This is a genomic window from Rhodococcus sp. 05-2254-5 (assembly GCF_002258575.1).
GTDB classification, from domain to species: Bacteria; Actinomycetota; Actinomycetes; order Mycobacteriales; family Mycobacteriaceae; genus Rhodococcoides; species Rhodococcoides fascians.
In genome coordinates this window covers 1-20305 of sequence record NZ_NOZG01000035.1, presented here as the reverse complement: position 1 = coordinate 20305, position 20305 = coordinate 1, and the positions used below count along the sequence as shown (strand labels likewise).

The 20305-nt window shown below is 64.4% G+C and carries 22 protein-coding genes; 11 read left to right on the top strand and 11 right to left on the bottom strand.

Annotated elements, in window-relative coordinates:
* Both CH278_RS27155 and CH278_RS27150 read left to right on the top strand, forming a co-directional pair.
* Positions 1-193, top strand: a 193-nt coding sequence (locus CH278_RS27155) for an MBL fold metallo-hydrolase (RefSeq protein ID WP_143536242.1), incomplete at its 5' end; no start/stop codon positions are given.
* A 137-nt stretch (positions 194-330) separates the two neighbouring features.
* Entirely contained in the window at positions 331-876 is a 546-nt protein-coding gene (locus CH278_RS27150) for a ribonuclease H family protein (protein ID WP_032367901.1), read from the top strand.
* Between the two features lie 28 nt (positions 877-904).
* Here the strand turns inward: CH278_RS27150 and CH278_RS27145 are convergent, their stop codons facing one another.
* The 4 genes from CH278_RS27145 to CH278_RS27130 form a co-directional block, all read right to left on the bottom strand.
* A complete protein-coding gene (locus tag CH278_RS27145; RefSeq protein WP_179274326.1) occupies positions 905-1789 on the bottom strand; it encodes a pirin family protein in 885 nt (294 codons plus the stop codon).
* Positions 1789-2244: a MarR family winged helix-turn-helix transcriptional regulator gene (locus tag CH278_RS27140; protein WP_032367902.1), complete on the bottom strand. Its 456-nt coding sequence runs from the start codon at positions 2242-2244 to the stop codon at positions 1789-1791. Before CH278_RS27140 ends, CH278_RS27145 begins: the two co-directional genes overlap by 1 nt.
* Entirely contained in the window at positions 2234-3343 is a 1110-nt protein-coding gene (locus CH278_RS27135) for an LLM class flavin-dependent oxidoreductase (protein ID WP_094623384.1), read from the bottom strand. Before CH278_RS27135 ends, CH278_RS27140 begins: the two co-directional genes overlap by 11 nt.
* 88 nt (positions 3344-3431) lie before the next feature.
* Complete coding sequence (locus CH278_RS27130) at positions 3432-3806, bottom strand: hypothetical protein (RefSeq protein WP_141214870.1); 375 nt, start codon at positions 3804-3806, stop codon at positions 3432-3434.
* A gap of 228 nt (positions 3807-4034) precedes the next feature.
* On the opposite strand from CH278_RS27130, the gene CH278_RS27125 reads away from it, so the two are divergent.
* Positions 4035-4532 carry a GNAT family N-acetyltransferase gene (locus tag CH278_RS27125; protein ID WP_094623383.1) on the top strand — a complete coding sequence of 166 codons (498 nt, stop codon included), beginning with the start codon at positions 4035-4037 and terminating at the stop codon, positions 4530-4532.
* A 77-nt stretch (positions 4533-4609) separates the two neighbouring features.
* Positions 4610-4990, top strand: coding sequence for a hypothetical protein (locus CH278_RS27120; RefSeq protein ID WP_094623382.1), 381 nt, complete (start codon positions 4610-4612; stop codon positions 4988-4990).
* On the opposite strand, the gene zapE is transcribed toward CH278_RS27120, so the two are convergent.
* The gene (gene zapE, locus CH278_RS27115) at positions 4943-5860 is read right to left on the bottom strand and encodes a cell division protein ZapE (protein ID WP_094623381.1); all 918 of its coding nucleotides are present in this window, start codon (positions 5858-5860) and stop codon (positions 4943-4945) included. The genes CH278_RS27120 and zapE overlap by 48 nt on opposite strands.
* Before the next feature lie 60 nt (positions 5861-5920).
* Here zapE and CH278_RS27110 point away from each other — a divergent pair, with 60 nt between their 5' ends.
* Positions 5921-6454, top strand: coding sequence for a TetR/AcrR family transcriptional regulator (locus CH278_RS27110; RefSeq protein WP_032382326.1), 534 nt, complete (start codon positions 5921-5923; stop codon positions 6452-6454).
* On the opposite strand, the gene CH278_RS27105 is transcribed toward CH278_RS27110, so the two are convergent.
* On the bottom strand, positions 6442-7329 hold the full coding sequence (locus tag CH278_RS27105; RefSeq protein WP_032382327.1) for an oxidoreductase: 888 nt from the start codon (positions 7327-7329) through the stop codon (positions 6442-6444). The genes CH278_RS27110 and CH278_RS27105 overlap by 13 nt on opposite strands.
* A gap of 35 nt (positions 7330-7364) precedes the next feature.
* Between CH278_RS27105 and CH278_RS27260 the strand changes: the two genes are divergently transcribed.
* Positions 7365-7562 (top strand): helix-hairpin-helix domain-containing protein, encoded by a 198-nt coding sequence (locus CH278_RS27260; protein ID WP_370878648.1) that lies wholly within the window; start codon positions 7365-7367, stop codon positions 7560-7562.
* A gap of 4 nt (positions 7563-7566) precedes the next feature.
* Here the strand turns inward: CH278_RS27260 and CH278_RS27100 are convergent, their stop codons facing one another.
* Positions 7567-8373: a pentapeptide repeat-containing protein gene (locus tag CH278_RS27100; RefSeq protein WP_094623380.1), complete on the bottom strand. Its 807-nt coding sequence runs from the start codon at positions 8371-8373 to the stop codon at positions 7567-7569.
* Between the two features lie 46 nt (positions 8374-8419).
* Complete coding sequence (locus CH278_RS27095) at positions 8420-8803, bottom strand: MmcQ/YjbR family DNA-binding protein (protein WP_094623379.1); 384 nt, start codon at positions 8801-8803, stop codon at positions 8420-8422.
* Positions 8804-8884: 81 nt separating this feature from the next.
* On the opposite strand from CH278_RS27095, the gene CH278_RS27090 reads away from it, so the two are divergent.
* From CH278_RS27090 to CH278_RS27075, 4 genes are all read left to right on the top strand, one after another.
* The gene (locus CH278_RS27090) at positions 8885-9646 is read left to right on the top strand and encodes a putative protein N(5)-glutamine methyltransferase (protein ID WP_032369571.1); all 762 of its coding nucleotides are present in this window, start codon (positions 8885-8887) and stop codon (positions 9644-9646) included.
* A gap of 112 nt (positions 9647-9758) precedes the next feature.
* A complete protein-coding gene (locus CH278_RS27085) occupies positions 9759-10460 on the top strand; it encodes a type 1 glutamine amidotransferase domain-containing protein (protein WP_094623378.1) in 702 nt (233 codons plus the stop codon).
* Between the two features lie 108 nt (positions 10461-10568).
* Positions 10569-12884, top strand: coding sequence for an endopeptidase La (gene lon / locus CH278_RS27080; RefSeq protein WP_094623377.1), 2316 nt, complete (start codon positions 10569-10571; stop codon positions 12882-12884).
* 65 nt (positions 12885-12949) lie between these two features.
* Positions 12950-14824 carry an ABC transporter ATP-binding protein gene (locus CH278_RS27075; RefSeq protein ID WP_094623376.1) on the top strand — a complete coding sequence of 625 codons (1875 nt, stop codon included), beginning with the start codon at positions 12950-12952 and terminating at the stop codon, positions 14822-14824.
* A 35-nt stretch (positions 14825-14859) separates the two neighbouring features.
* Here CH278_RS27075 and CH278_RS27070 read toward each other — a convergent pair whose 3' ends face one another.
* The 3 genes from CH278_RS27070 to CH278_RS27060 form a co-directional block, all read right to left on the bottom strand.
* Positions 14860-15855 (bottom strand): iron-siderophore ABC transporter substrate-binding protein, encoded by a 996-nt coding sequence (locus tag CH278_RS27070; RefSeq protein WP_094623375.1) that lies wholly within the window; start codon positions 15853-15855, stop codon positions 14860-14862.
* Positions 15856-15938: 83 nt separating this feature from the next.
* On the bottom strand, positions 15939-17153 hold the full coding sequence (locus CH278_RS27065) for a lipase family protein (protein WP_032382335.1): 1215 nt from the start codon (positions 17151-17153) through the stop codon (positions 15939-15941).
* A gap of 231 nt (positions 17154-17384) precedes the next feature.
* Positions 17385-19691 (bottom strand): ATP-dependent DNA ligase, encoded by a 2307-nt coding sequence (locus CH278_RS27060; RefSeq protein WP_094623374.1) that lies wholly within the window; start codon positions 19689-19691, stop codon positions 17385-17387.
* 59 nt (positions 19692-19750) lie between these two features.
* Between CH278_RS27060 and CH278_RS27055 the strand changes: the two genes are divergently transcribed.
* Complete coding sequence (locus CH278_RS27055; RefSeq protein WP_027495234.1) at positions 19751-20179, top strand: type II toxin-antitoxin system Rv0910 family toxin; 429 nt, start codon at positions 19751-19753, stop codon at positions 20177-20179.
* The last annotated feature ends 126 nt before the right edge of the window (positions 20180-20305 follow it).

Sequence of the window (20305 nt, the reverse complement as noted above, 5' to 3'; positions counted from 1 at the left end):
GGACACGTTGTTCTCCGGTGGGCCCGGTGCGACGGGTCGGTCGTATTCGGATTTCCCGACGATCATCGGCTCGATCCGGGATCGGTTGTTCGCGTTGCCCGCCGAGACCCGAGTCAACACCGGGCACGGAGACGGAACGAGTATCGGGGACGAGTCCCCGCACCTCGAAGAATGGATCGCCCGCGGGAATTGAGGTTCGATGTTTCGCTGCACAGTGTCACCGATGCCCAGCAGCACAGTGTCACCGATGCCCAGCTCGGGAGAAGTCTCTCACGGCTGCCGGGGCGAGTCAGCCGGGGTTTGTCGGTGGCCCGAAGTAGGGTCCTGTCCGTGATCATCGTGAGTACGGACGGCTCTTGTCTGCGTAACCCCGGCGGAGCAATCGGGTGGGCGTGGGTCAATCACACGGGTCCGAGCAACTCCGGCGGCGAGCCCTCGGGCACCAACCAGGTAGCCGAGCTCCGCGCCTTGCTCGAGGCAGTGTTGGCTCACCCCGGCCCGGAGCCGTTGCTGATCGAATCGGACTCTCAGTACGCCATCAAGTGCGCGTCGGAGTGGCTGGCAGGCTGGAAGCGCAAGGGATGGAAGACTGCGGGCGGCACCCCCGTGCGCAACCTCGATCTGGTGCAGAGCATCGAGCGAGCCATCACCGAACGCGAAGGGCCGGTGCGATTCCGGTGGGTTCGCGGCCACGTCGGCAATCACTTCAACGAAGCAGCCGACGCGCTGGCGGGCGAAGCCGCCCGTGCCATCGCGGCCGCCGGAGCGAACGCGGTGCCTGCACCGACCGAGGCTCGCAGCGGACCCGTTGCACAGAAGGAATCCGTTCCCGCTGCGCCGCGCCCGTCCGAACCGGAGATCGCCACCCTGTTCTGACGGCCGAGCCGCGCGCGCACGTTCCGGATCAGCCGCGGGGTCTCATCCGCGCGTTGGGCAGTTCCGGTGCGTGCAACCTGGGTCCGGGGTAGCCCTCCACGGTGCCGAACTGACCGTTCTTGGCCTCGTACGCGGCCCGATACTCCACCACGTCCTCGTGGCTGCGGCCGACGAAGTTCCACCACATGACTATCTGTTCACCGAACGGCGGACCGCCCAACAGGAGGAATCGAACCGGTTCGCGGGCGGGATTGTGGAGCTGCATCGACTGATGCCCGGGTTCGAGGTAGCCGAGTTCGGCTGCGCCCAGATCGGTCTCGTTCAGCGTCACCGATCCTTGGTCGACGACAACTCCGTGTTCGTAGGACTCGTCGATCTCGACGCTGACCCGCGCCCCGGCGTCGAGCACGATCTCTGCTCCGAGCAGTGGCGTGTACGTCGACACCGGCGAGGTCTCGCCCAGAAGCGATCCGAGAAACACCCGAGCGGTCAGGCCGGGCCGGGAGATCGAATCGGGAACGTAGTGCTCGAAAGTCGGTGCCACGAAACGAGATACGGCGGGCAGTGCCACCCACAGCTGCATCCCGTGCAGGATGTCGGTGTCGGGTGTCGACACCTCGGAGTGGCTGATGCCCTGCCCGGCCGTCATCAGGTTGAGCTCCCCGGGCCGCACCATCGCATGAGATCCGACGCTGTCGCGATGTTCGATCTCACCGGAGAACAGCCAGCTGACGGTCTGTAGGCCGGTGTGCGGGTGCGGTGCGACGTCCATGCGCGAGTGCTCGGGCCCGTAGTGGTCTGCGAAACACCATGCGCCGATAAGGGATCGGTCCTTGTGCGGCAGGGTGCGGCGCACCTTCATGGCACGAGGGCCGCCGAGTGGAACCTCGCGTGGGGTGAGGACCTGGATCATCAGTGCTCCCGGATGTCGGTCTGGGCGAGTCTGAGCTTGGTGCACAGACTGTCGAGTGTCCTGAGCTCGTCGGTGTTCAATGCATCGCCGACGTAGCGCCTGATGCGGGCGGCGTGTTTGCGTCCGATCGAGGCCTGCAGGTCTGATCCCGCGTCCGTCAGGCAGATCACGGTCCCGCGTTTGTCCGACGGATCGTGCTCTCGGACAACGTAACCCATCGCCTCGAGCCGGTCGCACATCCGGCTCAGCGACGGTTGGCTGAGCAGGATCTCGTCGTTGAGTCGACGCAGCCGGAGTCTGCGGTCCGGGCTGGTGCTCAGGGTGAACAGCACGTCGTATTCGCGCATGCCGATCGGATCCCAGATGTCGTCGGCGGCGAACCGGCGCATCAGGGAAACCTGGGAGCGAAACAGCGACTCCCAGGCGTTCACCGCCACCTCCGTGTCAGACGGCAACTGCTGGTTCCTTCGCAGCGGCCGCGTCCTTCTCTGCCAGCATCGAGGCGTGGGTCGGAGGATTCTCCGGAACGCCGGCTGGGCGTCGGGCAGCGAATTCCTTGCGCAATACCGGTACGACGTCCTCGCCCAGGATGTCGAGTTGCTCGAGCACTGTCTTCAGCGGCAGGCCGGCGTGGTCCATCAGGAACAGCTGACGCTGGTAATCGCCGAAGTAGTCTACGAATGCGAGCGTCTTCTCGATGACCTGCTGCGGAGATCCGACGGTCAGCGGGGTCTGCTCGGTGAACTCCTCCATCGTGGGGCCGTGGCCGTAGACGGGTGCGTTGTCGAAGTACGGCCGGAATTCGTTCACCGCGTCCTGGCTGTTCTTGCGCATGAACACCTGACCGCCGAGACCGACGATGGCCTGGTCGGCGCGGCCGTGGCCGTAGTGCTCGTAGCGTTCCCGGTAGAGATCGATGAGCTGGATGTAGTGCTCTTTCGGCCAGAAGATGTTGTTCGCGAAGAAGCCGTCACCGTGGTAGGCGGCGATTTCTGCGATCTCCGGGCTACGGATCGACCCGTGCCAGACGAACGGCGCGATGTCGTCGAGCGGACGGGGAGTGGACGTGAACCGGTCGAGTGGCGTCCGGAAGTTTCCCTTCCACGTGACGACGTCCTCGGTCCACAGGCGTCGCAGCAGCTGGTAGTTCTCCAGAGCCAATGGGATGCCCTGACGGATGTCCTGTCCGAACCACGGGTAGACCGGGCCGGTGTTGCCGCGACCCATGATGAGGTCGACGCGTCCCTCGGACAGATGCTGGAGCATCGCGTAGTCCTCGGCGATCTTGACCGGGTCGTTCGTCGTGATCAGCGTCGTCGACGTCGACAGGATCAACTTCTCGGTGGTGGCCGCGATGTAGCCGAGCATGGTCGTCGGTGACGAGGGTACGAACGGCGGATTGTGATGCTCGCCGGTCGCGAAAACATCCAGGCCGACGTCCTCGGCATGCTTGGCGATGGTGACCATCGATCGAATGCGCTCGTGCTCGGAGGGCGTCGTCCCGGTGGTGGGGTCGGTGGTGACATCTCCGACGGTGAAGATTCCGAACTGCATGGCGTGCTCCTACCCGAACGACAAGTTCATGCGTTTGCATTGACTGTGCCGTACAACCGGGGTGCGGTCCGGGTTATTTCCGCGGCGGTCACTGCACGAGCGACGCGGTTCCGGTGAGCAACCGCACGTCGTACGACTCGGTAGGGCCGTGCTGCTCGGTGGTTCCGCCGTGCACGGTGTACAGCACTGCGTAGGAGGTGAACGTGACGTCCTGGCCGTCGTCCGTATCGATATTGACGCGGGGCAGAACGACGAGCAGGTGGGTCCGATTACCGTCCGAGAGGGTCTCGACGACGGTCCGCACCTCGAATCCCAGATCGGATCGGGTGACGTCGGTGGATTCCAGCGTTTCTCCACTGAGGACGAGCTGCGCCGCCCACACTCCGGCGGAGCGATGGGCGTCGACGGTTCCGGTGACGTCGTCACCGCTGAAGTCGTAGTGGTTCGCTGCTGTGAAAGGCATGGTCACAGGCTATGCCTCGGTCGGTGAAAAAACTTCGAAAGAATTTCCCATCCGCTACCCATCCACCCGGCGACGGGCCCCGAATGGTCAATGAGACACCCGCTACTGCTGTCGCCCCCGACCGCCGTCAGTAGTGGGTGTCTCCCTTTGTGTTGCGTGGGTTTGTCTTGGACGCCATAGGTGGGCCGTGAGCCCGTATCGGCCTTCCGATTCCCTAGCATCGACTTCATGGCGTTTCGTATCGTTCCTGTCACGGCCGAGTCGTGGCGGTCGTTCCGCGCGCTTCGCCTCGAGATGTTGGCAGATTCGCCGAAGGCCTTCGGCGAGACTCTCGATGCTGCGTCGCGGCAATCGGACGACGACTGGCTGCGGCGAGCCGCCGAAACCAGTTCTGCGCTGTCGTGTGGATTCGCCGCGGTGGACGACGCCGGTCGATGGGTAGGGATCATGCGGGCTCGGGTCGAGGACGGCAGGACATTTCTGCTGGGCGTCTACGTGACGCCGCTCCTGCGGGGCGAAGGCTTGGCCGAAGCCTTGCTGCTCGAAATCGAGCGGTGGGCCGGCGAACGTGGGCACGACCAGCTGACGCTGGAGGTGCACGAGCACAATCAACGCGCCCAGGCGTTCTATCGGCGCATGGGTTTCAACGACACCGGTGACAGAGTCCCTTACCCCCTTGCTCCCCATGAATACGAAGTTGTGATAACCAAACTGCGTGCTGCGTGACCGTAGGCCCGTATTCGAATTCGTTGGATGCACCGACGTGCCGCAGTTCGAATCGAGCGCGCGTCTAGGATTCGGAGATGCCGGCATCCAAGACCGAACTGTCCGCCGAACTTCGAGCGCTGCTGGGGCGAGACCGTCGCGATCTTGCTGCGGTACTGCTCACCTCCGCCTTCACGCCGGTCCTGGACGACATGTATCCGTGGGTGACCGGATCTCGGCTGGGTGAGGCGCTCGCCCGAGACGCTGGAATCCGAGTCAGTAACTGGTCGTGGAGCATCGGCCGCAATCCCGACGCCACTCTCGCGCGGCTGATTCTCGAGCTCGTTCTGCTGTGGGAAGGAGCCGGCCTGGCGTGCCGTGGGCTCGCGCTCGACGGTAACGAGGTCGTTCTCCTCGCTCGCGGTGAAGAGCTACTGCGAGCCGGGGATACTGACTCTGTCCGCCGCGCACTCGCGTGACCGAGAGCCCAGTTCGCTGAGTCGACTGATCAGTCTGTCGGTATCGAGTCCGCTACGTCCGACGGCGAATTCGGTCAGCGGCACCACGCTGTGGAATTCGGTACGCACATCGCGGTCGTACAGAACGTCTACGAGATTCGCGAAGCGCTGAGCCGCGAAGTCGTCCACGCTCGCGAGAGCCGGAATGTCGGTGATCGTCAGCTGCGGTGCTTTCTGGACCATCTCGAGGTAATCGCCCGTCGAGCGGGCAGCGCAACACAGCTCGGCAAACGTTCGACCACCCGAGACGGGCCCCACGGTCCATGTCCCCGAGGCAAAGCGCGATCCACTGGCGCCGGCGGCGCGGTAATCGACGGGGCCGTCGACACGGACTACGTCGAGGCACTTCTTCAGCTTCTCGATGGTCGGGACGAACGCCGGGTGGAACAGCGGATTCGGCAGCAAATCGTCGGGCGCGTAGTTCGAGGTGACGACCAGGACGATGCCACGGGCAAAGAGTGCGTCGAGCATGCGCGTGATGAGGCGGGCGTCTCCGATGTCGTGGACGTGAAATTCGTCGAAGCACAGCAGTGCCGCCGGAGCCGATCCTGTCGACAGGACATCGTCGATGGCTGCGTCGATGGAAAACCCGTGGCGAAAGTACGCCGCGTGGAGATCGCGGAAGAAGCTGTGGAAGTGCACGCGTTTCTTCGCAGTGGTGTCGGCCGCGGCGAAGTAGCTGTCCAACAGCCAGGTCTTGCCACGCCCGACCGGTCCCCACAGGTAGACACCTCTGTCGCCGGGTGTCGACAGCATGTCTGCCGCTGCGGCCTGGGCGTCGTCGAGAGTGAAGGCAGCGTCGAAGACGTGTCGCGATGCGGTCGGCCTCATGTCACGAACCGTACGCCCCGCTACTCTACATTTGTAGAGGGCGTGTGTAGGGTCACTGCTGTGGACCGCCGCACCGCCATCGCCGACGCCGCACTGGGTGTCATCGCCCGTGACGGCTTGCGCGTGTTGACGCACCGGTCGATCGATTCTGCGCTGGACTTTCCGGCAGGGTCCACGTCGTACTACTTCCGCACCAAGGCCGATCTGCTCGCCGCCGTGGCTACCCGTCTGATCGAGCTCTCGCGGGCATCGTTTCTGGAGATCGTCGGAACCGAAACCGATGTTGCGACGGTGATCGCACGCTATCTCGACGCTGCGATCACCCATCGCATGGTCGAGCTCCGGGCTCGCTACGCGCTGATGCTCGATCCTGCGGTCCCGGCCGACATCAGGGCCGACTTGGCCCGTTCGTTCTTCTCACTCGAACGGGCCAGAGAACTGTTCGACGAGCCAGCCCACGGAGACGGCTTGGTCTCGCTGTGCGAAGGACTGATGGCCGACGCGATTTTCGGCCGTGGAACCGCGAAAGGGGCTGCGGGACTACGGCTTCCGATATCGGTCTATCTCGCCGGGATTCCGTCTCAGAACGGGTAGCCGACTCCAGTGAGTTTCTCGCTGGCGTCCCACAGCTGGGCTGCGAGTGCGGGATCCTGAGCCATCTTGGTCATGCTCGCCGGGCCCGGCTTGCCGCGGGACTCGAACAGCGATGTGGGACCGCTGTAGGTGCCGCCGCCTGCGACGTCGACTGCATAGAGTGTGGGAAGCGCTCCGGCTCGGGCGGACTGAGAGATGAACTTGAGTCCGATGGGTGCCAGGGCCGCCAGGATCTTGTTGCTGCCCAGGCCGTCCGGGCTGGAGTAGAGCTCGGTCGACGAGATGCCGGGGTGTGCCGCATTGCTGGTGACCTTGGATCCGGCCTTGTCGATCCGACGCTGCAATTCCAGCGCGAACAGGATGTTGGCGAGCTTGGAGTTCGCGTATCCGCGTTGCGCGTTGTAGCCACGCTCGAGCTGGAGGTCGTCGAAGTCGAGCTTGGGGCGCTGACGGTGCGCGACCGAGGCGACGGTCGTGATCTTCGCGTCGGCGGCGAGCTTGGGGAACAGCAACCCGGTCAGCGCGAAGTGGCCGAGATGGTTGGTGCCGATCTGGAGCTCGAACCCATCCTTCGTTTCGGTTCGCTTCGCCGGCATCATGACGCCCGCATTGTTGATCAGAATGTCGATCGATTCGGGAGCCGACTCGGCGTACTTGCGGACCGAACCGAGGTCGGCCAGGTCGAGGGTGGCCGTGTCGACAGTTCCGTTCGGGGCCTCCGCGCGGATCTTCGCCGCTGCGGCGTCGGCCTTGTCCTGGTTGCGGCAGGCAAGCGTCACGTGATCGCCGCGCTTGGCCAGCTCCAAAGCTGTGTAGTAGCCGATACCGGTATTCGCTCCGGTGATGACAACGCGTTTCTGCTTGGTTTCGGGCACGGCAACAGGCTACCGGTCTGTTTTAGAATGCGCCGGTGAGTACAACAGAACCCGTTTTTCCGACGGGGATCGGAAACCCCGCGATGCGGGCATTGCGAGCTGCGGGATATACCTGTCTCGACGACCTGGCCGGGGTGCCCGCTGCTGAGCTCGCGTCACTGCACGGAGTCGGACCGAAGGCAGTGAGGATCGTTCAGGAAGCGCTTGAGCGCACCGGCAGGTCACTGAGCTGAACGGTCACGTCCAATGTCCGGGACGGGTCAACGACTCGGGTAACTGTGTCGATCGGTCACCGAGTGCCGCGTTGATCTGAAACTGAGTGGCGAAGATCGTCTTGCGCAGATCCGCACCGCGGAGATCGGCACCGCGAAAATCGGCCCCGATCAGGTCAGCCCAGCGCAAGTCGACACCGCGCAGATTCGCCCCGATCAGGTACGTACCCCGCAAGCTCGCACCGCGAAGGTCCGCACCGGCCAGCTTGGCCCCGATCATGTCGCGTCCTCGGTAGTTCTTCTTCTTGCCCGACACCTCTGCGCGCACCAGATCGCTGGCATCGAGCAGCACCTCGTTGATCCGCGAGCGCAGTACGGAGACGTCGACCGACAGCAGGCTCTCCGAAGTCCCCGACGTCAGAGCGTCCAGCTCGTCGTATTCGCGGGTAAGCCGGCTGTGCAGGGATGCGGTCGATATCCGGCCACGTGCATCTGCCAGGTACCAGAGCAACTCGTGCAAATCCCGCATGATCGGGAACGCCGCGAACATCTCCGACGAGTTCGACGGCGTTTCTCGCCAGTCCCGTCCTGCGAACGTCGATTGCGACACTTTCTGCCCCGCACCGAAACAGTCGTACACCGTGCATCCGGGAAAGCCCTTCTTCCGAAGCGACGAGTGGATGCCGCAGCGCGAGTCCTTCTGGAGGTTGCGGCACGGTTCCCCGGCGGCTTTGTCGACGGCGAAATCCGACGACTTGGCGAAGGGCAGAGCAACGCAACAGAGTCCGAAGCAGCTGCCGCAATCGGCGAGCAGATTCTCGGGTGGGCTCATGTGTTCACTCTGTCCTTCGGGCAGCCGCAGCGTCAAACGAGAATCGTCACTCCGGACGTCCGAGGAGTGCGACGAGCTTCTTCGGGGCCCGGGTGCAGTAGCTCTCCGTGATCAACTCGCCGAGTTCCGTTCGATCCACCGACTCGTCGAGCAGCATGCCGATGATCTCGGGTCCCCAGCCGGGAGCGAAGAAGCCTTCCTGCTTCGACAATGCGTCGAGTTCTACTCCTCGGGAACGGAATACGAGGACGTGAGCCGGTCCGTCGGTCCCCGCTGCTGTTGCGAATGCCGGAGGAGTGCCGTCGACAATGTCGAGGACGTGGGCGAAGGTGCGGCCACGTACCCGCCATCGGGTACCGACCCACGCCTGCTCCTCGTAGGTCTCGGGCAACGCCAGACACATCTGTCGGACCTCGGGTTCCCAGTTCATTCGACTCCCTGTGACACATGCCGGGCTACAGTATTTCAGCGCGGGGCAGTTGGGCGCAGGCACTTGGAGGAGGCTCCACCCATGGTGAGACCCGAGTACGACGAGGTCGTGTCCGGTCTGCGCGGGGCCGGCTGCGTGTTCGCCGAAGAAGAAGCCGACATTCTGATCGAATCTGCATCGGACAGCGACGATCTCGCCGCCCTGCTCGCTCGCCGCGTCGCCGGGGAACCGCTCGAACACATCGTCGGCTGGGTGTGGTTCTGTGGTCGACGCGTCGCCGTCGAACCGGGGGTATTCGTGCCCCGTCGGAGAACCGAATTCCTGGTGAATTGTGCTGCAGCACTTCAGCCGTCGCGATTATTGGACATGTGCTGCGGATCCGGTGCGGTAGGACTGTCGGTCGGTGGCGTCACCGAATTACATGCCGCCGATCTCGACGCAGCGGCCGTGGAATGCGCCACGCGCAACCTGGCTGCCGTCGGGGGCACGGTGCACCGCGGCGATCTGTACGACGCCTTGCCGCCGGAGTTGCTCGGATCCTTCGATGCGATAGTGGTCAACGCGCCGTACGTCCCGACGGCCCACATCGAACTGATGCCGCGGGAAGCGCGATTGCACGAGCCGCGGATCGCGCTCGACGGCGGCGAAGACGGTGCCCGCTTCCACCGTCTCGTGGCCGAGGGGGCGCCTGCATGGTTGGCCCCCGGCGGTCACTTGCTGATCGAAAGCAGTGCAGCACTGGCTGATTCGACTCTGCGGGCAGTGCGCGACTGCGGATTCCACGCGCGGGTGAGCACATCGGACGAGTTCGACGCGGTGGTCGTGATCGCTTCGCGTACGTGACGAGACGAGTGCCACGGCCGGTTTCGGCGGCGCGTTTCGACTGTGCGTTTCGACTGGGGCGTTTCGTGGCATTCCCGAACGGATCCCGATAGAGAAAAGAGGCTGTTCGACCATGACTACTTTGCTGTTCGCGGTAACCGCTGCCGACCATTGGACCCTGAACGACGGAAGCAAGCACCCCACCGGGTACTGGGCCGAGGAGCTCGTCGAGTCCCATCGCACATTCGTCGAGGCCGGGTGGGACATCACGGTGGCGACGCCGGGTGGCAAGGCTCCGGTCGTCGACGAGGGCAGTCTGGCCGTCGACGCGAACGGCGGCGACGAGCAGGAGGTGGCGGACCAGAAGAGCTACCTGGCCTCGATCGAGTCGATCCTGTCCTCGCCCGCGAAGCTGGAACACCAGAAGGCCTCCGACTTCGACGTCGTGTTCGTCCCCGGTGGCCACGGACCCATGGAGGATCTCGCCGTCTCGACGAGCTTCGGTGCCCTCGTGGTCGAATTCCTCGATGCGAACAAGGTGGTCTCGGCGGTGTGCCACGCACCGGCCGCCCTCCTGCCGGCCGTCCGTACCGACGGCTCCTGGGCTTTCGACGGGTACGAGCTCACCGGCTTCACCGACGAGGAAGAGACCCAGGCCGGGCTGGCCGACAAGGCCCCATGGCTCCTCGAGACCCGGCTGCGCGAGAACGGTGCCAAGTTCGAGAACGCCGACGCCTGGTCGCCGCATGTGGTCGTCGACCGCAACCTCTACACGGGCCAGAACCCCGCATCGACGCGTCCTCTCGCGGAGAAGCTGGTCAGCGCCCTGAAGTAAAACGCCGTGGACGGTCGGTGTTCTGCCCACGGAGAACATCGACCGCTCGGGGAACATCACTACTCCTTTCGAAGTTGAGCCCCTATAGCTCAATCCTTTGGAGGAGAAGTGACCGAAACCGTTCGTGTCCCCGTACTGTTCCTGACCGACCCGATCGTCCTGCCCGGAATGGTGGTGCCCGTCGAACTCGACGAGGCCGCACGCGCCGCCGTCGACGCAGCGAAGGCGAGCAACGACGGCACGCTGCTCGTCGCTCCCCGACTCGAAGATCGGTACGCCGCTTATGGCGTTCTCGCCACCATCGTGCAGATGGGACGGTTGGCCGACGGTCGCCCGGCCGCCGTTATCAAGGCAACTCGTCGTGCGCACATCGGCCACGGGGTCAGTGGCCCCGGGGCGGCCCTGTGGGTCGAGGCCGAACCCGTCGCCGATACGACCCCGAACGACGACCTCAAGGCGCTCGCGGCCGAATACAAGCAACTCGTCGTCGCGATGCTGCAACGCCGCGATGCCTGGCAGGTGATCGACTCGGTCAACAAGCTCACCGACCCCGGCGCGATCGCCGATACCGCGGGTTACGCGTCGTACCTCACCGACGTGCAAAAGCGTGACCTGCTCGAAAACCCGGATGTGGCAGCGCGATTGAACTCGCTCATCGAGTGGACCAAGGCTCACTTGGCCGAGGTCGAGGTGAACGACAAGATCTCCGGCGACGTCCGAGAGGGCATGGAGAAGACGCAGAAGGAGTTCCTCCTGCGCCAGCAGCTCGCTGCTATCCGAAAAGAACTGGGCGAGGACGAACCCGACGGTGCGGATGATTACCGCGGCCGTGTCGAGGCTGCGGACCTGCCCGAGAAGGTGCGCGAACAGGCGCTCCGTGAAGTGGGCAAGTTGGAGCGGGCCAGTGATCAGAGCCCCGAGTCGGGGTGGATCCGCACCTGGCTCGACACCGTGCTGGATCTGCCGTGGAACAACACCACGACCGACAACACCGACATCGATTCGGCGCGAGCCGTTCTCGATGCCGACCACCACGGACTCGACGACGTGAAGGACCGCATCGTCGAATATCTGGCCGTTCGCGCACGGCGCTCCGAGCGGGGTATGCAGTCCGTCGGCGGACGCGGCTCCGGTGCCGTCATGGTTCTCGCCGGACCTCCCGGTGTCGGTAAGACCTCGTTGGGCGAATCGGTGGCCCGCGCTCTCGGTCGTACCTTCGTCCGTGTTGCCCTCGGTGGGGTTCGCGACGAGGCCGAGATCCGCGGCCACCGTCGCACCTACGTCGGCGCATTGCCGGGCCGCATCGTGCGGGCGATCGGCGAGGCGGGATCGATGAATCCTGTTGTGCTGCTGGACGAGATCGACAAGGTCGGTTCGGACTACCGTGGTGATCCCAGCGCCGCACTGCTCGAGGTGCTGGACCCGGCGCAGAACCACACGTTCCGCGACCATTACCTCGATCTGGATCTCGACCTGTCCGACGTCGTGTTCCTCGCCACCGCCAACGTGATCGATCAGATTCCCGGCCCACTGCTCGATCGCATGGAGCTGGTGACCATCGATGGATACACCGAGGACGACAAGGTCGTCATCGCTCGGAACTACCTGCTTCCGCGTCAGATGGAGAGGGCGGCAGTCACATCCGACGAGGTGACCGTCACCGACGCCGCACTGCGCAAGATCGCTGCCGATTACACCCGCGAGCCCGGGGTGCGGCAACTCGAACGCTTGCTGGCCAAGGCTCTACGTAAGGTGGCGACGAAACTCGCGGGCACCACGGACGTGCTCGAGATCGACGAGCCGGATCTGGTGACCTACCTCGGTCGTCCGCGCTTCACCCCCGAGGCGCACGAGCGAACCGAAGTGCCCGGCGTCGCAACGGGTCTGGCAGTGACCGGGCTCGGCGGCGACGTGCTGTTCATCGAGGCGGCCTCCACCGAGGGCGACGCGGGCCTCACGCTCACCGGCCAGCTCGGCGACGTGATGAAGGAGTCGGCGCAGATCGCGCTGTCCTACGTGCGAGCGCACGCAGCTCGATTCGGCGTCACTGCCGAATCACTGGATCGCAGTATCCATGTGCACGTTCCGGCCGGGGCAGTGCCCAAGGACGGTCCTTCGGCGGGCGTGACGATGGTGACGGCCCTGGTGTCGATGGCCACCGGGCGTCCGGTGCGGTCGGACGTGGGAATGACCGGAGAGGTGACGCTCAACGGACGTGTGCTGCCGATCGGTGGAGTCAAGCAGAAGCTGCTGGCGGGTCAGCGCGCCGGGCTGAAGACGGTGTTCATTCCGGCACGCAACGAACCCGATCTGGACGACGTCCCTGCGGAGGTCCTGGAGGCGTTGGACGTTCGGCCGATGACCGACGTGGCCGACATACTGGCGCTCGCGCTGGAACCGGCGGAAGCTGCCGCTGCCGCGTGAGGTGACGGCGACCGTTCTCGGGCTCTGCTTGACCTCGAGTTCGGTCGAGGTTCTACGTTGGTGTCATGAGCATGGAGATGACCGCGTGGAACCAGATGTATCGCACGATGAACAGCTCCGGCGCGCAGTCTTCGTTCTCCAAGGAGACTGCGCGTCGGATCCTGTCGTTCGCAGCACCGCATCGACGCGCCCTCGGCGGCTTCCTGGTGCTCAGCGTCGCGCTGGCGGTGCTTGCGGTGGCAACTCCGGTATTGGCCGGGCGGGTGGTCAACGCGATCGTCGACGGGCGAGAGCTACGTGTGGTGGTGCTGTTGGCTCTGGCCATCGCGGTGATCGCCATCGTGGACGCAGGCTTCGGTCTGATCAACCGGTGGCTTTCGTCCAACATCGGTGAGAGTCTGATTCTGGATCTGCGCACCGCGGTGTTCGACCATGTGCAGCGGATGCCGATCGCCTTCTTCACCCGCACCCGAACCGGCGCTCTGGTCAGTCGCCTCAACAACGACGTCATCGGTGCCCAACGCGCATTCAGCACCACGTTGTCCGGAGTCGTCAGCAACGTGGTCACGCTGGCTCTGACGCTGGTGGTGATGATCGGAATCTCCTGGCAGATCACTCTGCTCGCGCTGATCCTGTTGCCGGTGTTCGTCCTGCCTGCACGCCGCATGGGTCGACGCCTCGCACGTCTGCAACGCGAAGCGGCAGCACACAATTCGGCGATGAGCACCCAGATGACCGAGCGTTTCTCGGCGCCGGGAGCGACACTGGTCAAACTGTTCGGGCACCCCGACCAGGAATCCGTCGAGTTCGCGGTTCGAGCCGCCCGAGTCCGCGACATCGGGGTTCGGAGCGCGATGGTGCAGACCGTGTTCGTCACGGCGCTCACCCTGGTGTCGGCTCTTGCCCTCGCCGTGGTCTACGGACTCGGCGGCTTCTACGCACTCAGTGGTCGACTGGACCCGGGTTCGGTTGTCGCACTGTCCCTTCTGCTGACCAGGCTCTACGCGCCGCTGACCGCACTGGCGAGTGCCCGTGTCGAGGTCATGAGCGCGCTGGTCAGTTTCGAGCGAGTGTTCGAGGTGCTCGATCTCGTTCCTCTGATCGCCGACAAGCCGGACGCGACGGTGCTGCCCCCGGGGCCGGTGGCCGTCGAACTCGACGACGTCAGGTTCGCGTACCCGTCGGCCGACAAGGTGTCGCTCGCGTCCCTGGAGGAGGTCGCAACTCTGGATTCCCGTGGCGGCGAGGAGGTTCTGCACGGTGTGTCGTTCCGGGCCGAACCCGGTCAGATGGTCGCCCTGGTGGGTACCTCGGGTGCGGGCAAGTCCACGATCGCGCAACTGGTCGCTCGGTTGTACGACGTCGACAGCGGCGCAGTGCGGCTCGGCGACGTCGACGTGCGGGACCTGACCGCCGAATCCGTCCGCAACACAGTGGGAATGGTGACTCAGGACGGTCATCTGTTCCACGAGAGCATTCGCTCGAATCTGCTGCTGCCACGGCCCGACGCCACCGAGGAGGAACTGTGGGACGCACTGTCGCGGGCCAGACTTGCCGATCTCGTGCGTTCCCTGCCCGACGGACTCGAGACGATCGTCGGCGAGCGCGGCTACCGCCTGTCCGGCGGGGAGCGTCAACGCCTGACGATCGCCCGGCTGCTGATCGCGCAGCCACGGGTGGTGATTCTCGACGAGGCCACGGCCTCACTGGATTCGACGTCCGAGGCCGCCGTGCAGGCAGCGCTGGCCGAGGCGCTCGAGGGCAAGACGTCGGTGGTGATCGCGCACCGGCTCTCGACCATCCGAGCAGCGGACGCCATCTTGGTGATCGAGAACGGACAGGTCATCGAGCGCGGAACACACGACGAGCTCCTCGCAGCGGGCGGCCGCTACGAGGAGCTGCATCGAACACAGTTCGCGCACACCGTGCCAGCGGAGTGAGCTAGGAAGGCCGGGAGCGCAGCCTGCGGAGTGACCTATGAAATCGGATCTGGGACCACGGTGGCCGGGTCGTTGTCGGTTGCGGCGGCCAGCATCGGGGTGAATCCGTCGATTGCGTAGTCGAGGGAGAGTGGGCTCGAGTAGCCGAGAGCCGACGGTAGGTCGGTGCTGAACGAGCCGATGTAGACGGTGCGGTCCTGCTTCACGACGTCGAGTGCGGCGATCAGCGGGTTTGCCTGCAGTTGTTCGCGGCTCTGTCCGGCGATGACGAGGACGTCGGTGTCGAGTCGGCTGAGGTTTTCGGGGCTGACCGTTTCGCTGGCGTCGGGGATCTCGAAGCCGAGGTCGGTGAAGAACAGTGCTCGGATGTCGTCCTTACCGAGAACGAAGTAGCTGCCGTCGTCCATGACGAACGCGAGTGTCAGTGCCTTGCCGGCGAACTGAGGGTTGTCGGTCTGGGTGGTCTCGAACTTCTGCTCGAGCTCGGCAGTTCGCTCGTCGGATTCCTGCTTCTTGCCCAGTGCCTCGCCGACCACGGCGAATTCCTGCTGCCACGTGGCCGCGGGGACGTCGTCGTATCCACCGATGTCTGCGATCGTCGGGGCCATCGCCGAAAGTTGGTCGTATTGGCCTTGATCGATGAACGAGTACGGTCCGAGGATCAGGTCGGGTGACTGCGCTGCAATCTGCTCGAGGTTCAGGTCGGTGCTGCCGACCTCGGGGATCTCGGTGCCGCCCAATGCTTCCTGGGCCCAGGGGCGTTGGCGGTAGTCGTAACTGAGATTTCCACGGGTGGCGACGGGCTTGACTCCGAGCGCCAGCGCGAAGTCCTGCTCGTTGAATCCGATGGTCACGACGCGGGAGGGTGCGGCGTCGATGACCGTCTCACCGAAGTGGTGCTCGATGGTGACGGGAAAGTTGGCACTGTTCTCGGAGTTACCTGAGGCAGTGGATTCGTCGCTGGACGAACAGCCGACCGCCAGTGCCATGACTGCGGCACCGGCGGCGACTACGTGGACGGTCTTCTTCATGGGGACTCCTCGCGCGTGTATTTGCGAGGTTAGCCTAACCGACCCACGTGCTCATTCAGCACGCACCGGGTCGGACAATACGGTCAGCAGTTGGAAACGGCAGGTACTCCGGCGAACCGCTGATCGATCCATTCCAGAGCCTGCGGCAGGCCGAGTACGGCAGCGGTCAGGTGATCGTTGCTGGGTACCTGGACCTCGGTGACGTTGACCCCGGCCCGGCAGTACCGGGCGATCGTGTTGTCGATCGAGCTGACCGGGATGAGCGCATCGGTGGGACTGTGCCACTCGAAGTACGGAGCTTTCGGCACACCGGGGTACATCTCGACGCTGTTCTCGTTGACGGCCGCGATCATCTCCGGGCTGTTCATCAGGTCCAACGTGCCCGCGACCTCCATCGCGCTCTTACCGGCTCCGGCGGCGATGATGTCGTTGGTGCATCCGTTCTGGATCTCGCTTTCGATCTGCTTGCCCAACGGGTTCAACTGGGAGCTGATCGGAATGCGAGTGGGATACTCGCGCTCGAGGCCGAGCGCAGCGGCGAAGGCGAGACCGAACACCGGGTGGGGTGCGAAACCGAGATCGCGAGCCATGCGCTCGAGATTCATCGGAGCACCGCCCGCGGCGCTGCCGACGATGTTCAGCTCGGGTGCGTAGTCGTTCTGCAACGCTGCTGCCCACGCCGTCGCCATGCCGCCACCGGAGTATCCGGCCAAGGCAACCGGGCTCTGCCGCAGCTGCAGCGGATCGAAACGCTGGGTGGCGCGGATGCTGTCGAGGACGATCTGTCCGCCGAGCTTGGCTGCACCGTAGGCACTGTTGGGGCCGAGGTGATCGGCGATGACAACCGTCCAGCCACGCTGCAGAACGGCGTTCAGCGCGGGTGCCTCGCGGATCGCCAGATTGGGATCGTTGGACCAGAGCGCTTGTGACGGTGCACATTCGAGACCGAGTGCGTTGATGATGTGTTGGTAAGACAGCACCGGCCCGTTGGGGGCTTTGTTGCGGGGGACCAGCACGGTGTTGATCGCCGCGATGGGATTGCCCGCCGAATTCGTGGAGCGGAACTTCAGCTGCCACACGTCGACGTCGAAGAAGCCGGGAGGTGGCGGCATCGGCCGGCTGGAGATCACGTCCCCCGGTGCCATAGCGGCAAGGTCGGCGGGCGGAGCGTAGAAACCGTCCGATATCGGCGTCGGAAACAAGGGTGCCGCAGCGGCCTGACCTGGGCCGACAAGCGTCGAACAGAGAACGGCAACCGCCGTCATGCTGACAGCGCCTGCCAACTTGAGAACCCGCATCTGGTAAACCCCTCCATGCCTGAATCGAAACGGCGCGCGTTTCGACGATTCGGCAAGCCCCCGTAGAGCTGGCCCGCAACTCGATATAGCTATTGAACTGTGACTCGTTACGCTCCCCGGGCGACGATGAGCGCAACGGTACGCACCCGGTGATTCTATGGCAACCGAAGAACGGTTTTTCTGCCGGTTTCTGGGATTCGACAAAATTCGCCGCTGAAATACCGGCGTGGGCTACTCGGGAACGACGTCCGTCGGCGACTTGTCCGGGCGCAGTCCGCGCCAGCTCGGGTGACGCAGGTGGCCGGATTCGGTGGCCTCGTAGAACCGCACTTCTCCGACGAGAACCGGCTCCACCCATACGGCACCGCGCCTGTCGGCAGTGGGAAGCGTCGTGGAGAAAGGACTGTCCGACGTTTCCAACGGAGCCAGCAGACCGGCGAGTGAATCGAGCGCGCGATCGTCGAAACCGGTGCCGACGCGACCGACGTAGCGAAGACCGTCGCCGTCGGGGATCCCCATCAGCAGTGAGCCGAATCCGCCGGAACGACGCCCCTGGCCGCGTCGCCAACCGCCGATCACCACTTCTTGCGTGCGCCAGTTCTTGTACTTGATCCAGGTGTGGGCGCGCTTGCCCGGCTGGTAGATCGAATCGGTGCGCTTGGCGACGACTCCCTCCCACCCCCGCTCACGGCTCTCGGCGATGGCGTCGGCAGCCGAACCCGTCAACAACGGCGGCACCAGAACCGAGTCGAGGCCGGTGGTGAGCAGTTCCAACAATCGTCTCCGGTCGGAGTACTTCTTGCGCACGAGGGAAGTGCCGTCGAGATGGAGCAGGTCGAAGGCGATGAACCGGATGTCGTCGCGGGCGGCGTTCTGTAGCTTCTCGAAGCTGCTGATGCCGTTGCTGTCGAAGACGACCACTTCACCGTCGATGACGGCGTCGTGATCGGCCAGGTCCTCGGCGAGAGAGCCGATGGCTCCGAACTTCTCGGTGTAGTCGTTTCCGCTTCGGGTGCGCAGGGACATCGAACCGTGAGTCAGTTCGGCGACGATACGGAAGCCGTCCCATTTACCCTCGAACGACCACTCGTCCTCGGGTAGATCGAGTATGTCGCCCGCGGTTGCAAGCATCGGTGAGATGTTCTTCAGCACCGGCTTGTCCGTCGGCGGGCTGTCCTTTTTTATCGGGTGCTCTCCGGGTTGGTCCTTCATCAGGTGCATGAGCCATTGGTTGCCCTTGGTGCGGATGAGGGCGAACCTGCCGCGTGCTTTGGCTCCGTGCAGAACGACGATGACTTCGTCGTCCCTCCACTTCTCGAGCTCGTACGTTCCGTTGTCCCAGATCGAGACGTCACCGCCGCCGTACTCGCCCTTGGGGATTCGTCCGGAGAACGTCGCATATTCGAGCGGGTGGTCCTCGGTGTGGACGGCCAGACGGTTCTGCCCGGTCTCGACCGGGATGTTCTTGGGGACGGCCCACGACACCAGGACACCGTCGTGTTCGAGCCTGAAGTCGTAGTGCAGGCGTCGCGCATGGTGTTCCTGAATCACGAACGTATCGTCGTTACCCTGGGGCTCGGCGGTTTTCGGGATAGGCTCTGGAGTTCGGTCCGCGCTACGCATGCTGCGGTACTTGCCGAGCTTGTCCGTGTCGGAGGTGTCGTGCTCTTCCGCTGCCGGTTTCGGGTCGAGATCGGCCAATAGGTCTCCGGTGTCGTGGAACCGTTCCAGAACTTCCTCGAATCGAAGTTGTTGCAGCCCTGGCGATTCGAGCTCCTCCCAGGTTCGGGGGGCCGCGACGGTGGGTAGGGATCGGCCCCGAAGTGAGTACGGCGCAACGGTTGTCTTCTTTCCGTTGTTCTGACTCCAATCGACGAACACTCGACCCGTGCGCTTCGCTTTCGCCATCGTGGCGGTCACCCGATCCGGTGACCGTTCTTCGAGCAGGGTGGCGACGCGTTTGGCGACGGTGGATGCGCCGGACGTCGACAGCGGTTTGTCCAGCGGTACGTACAGGTGAATTCCCTTGCTGCCGCTGGTGACCGGGTACGCGGTCATGCCGATGTCTGCAATGAGGTCACGGATCTCGCAGGCCACCTCAGCGCATCGGGCGAGGTCGACGTCGTCGCCGGGATCGAGGTCGAAGACCATGCGGGTGGCAGGGCCGGGTTCGGTGCCGTCGAAACGCCATTGCGGCACGTGCGCTTCGATGGCCGCCTGCTGCCCGAGCCACACCAGATCCGCTGCGGTGGAGAACAACGGGTAGGTGACGACTCGGTCGGAGTGCTGCATGGATCGGCGGTCGAGCCAGTCGGGTGCGGATGCGGCGAGATTCTTCTCGAAGAACGAGGATTGTTCGACGCCGTTCGGCCACCGCTTGCGGGTCACGGCGCGTCCTGCGACGTGCGGCAGCATCGCCGGGGCGATGGCAGCGTAGTACTCGATGATGTCGCTTTTGGTGGTGCTGGTTTCTGGGAACAGCACCTTGTCGAGGTTGGTGACGGAGACCTTTCGGCCTTCGATCTCGAGCGTGGCCATCGTCTCAGGTTAGTGCTCGCCGTCTGAACCTGCGACCAAGTTGTGACAGGCTCGAATGCATGGCAACGATCAGTGTCTCGGTACAGATGCCCGAGAACCCGCAGGGCGCGTGGGACAAGGCTTCCGCGCTCGACCGGTTCGACGAGTGGATGACCATCCACGGTGGTTGGTGCAGTCCGCCGCCGAACAAGGTCGGCAAGGGCACGAAGGTCGAGTCGCTGGTGAAGGTGAAGGGTTTCAAGAACACGATCAACTGGGAGTTCACCGAGTACGAGGAGCCGAAGCTGATCGAGATGTCGGGCCGCGGCAAAGGTGGAGTGAGGATCTCGCTGACCGTCCACGTGCGTGAGGCCGAGGGCGGTTCGGAGCTGACACTCGACGCGAAATTCGGTGGGGGCGTGCTGTTCGGTCCGGTGGGTTCGGTGGTCGCCCGTGCACTCGATACCGATGTGAAGCAGTCGGTGGCGAACCTTGCTGCATTGAAGTGACGGCATCTCGGGATTCCTGAAGTAGCTGTCGGACAATCTCTTCCAGCCCCGCACCGTGTTCTCGGTGCGGGGCTGGTGTGCGTTCGAGGGGCCTATGCGATGTGGGGGCCTGCTCGGGCGTGGGAT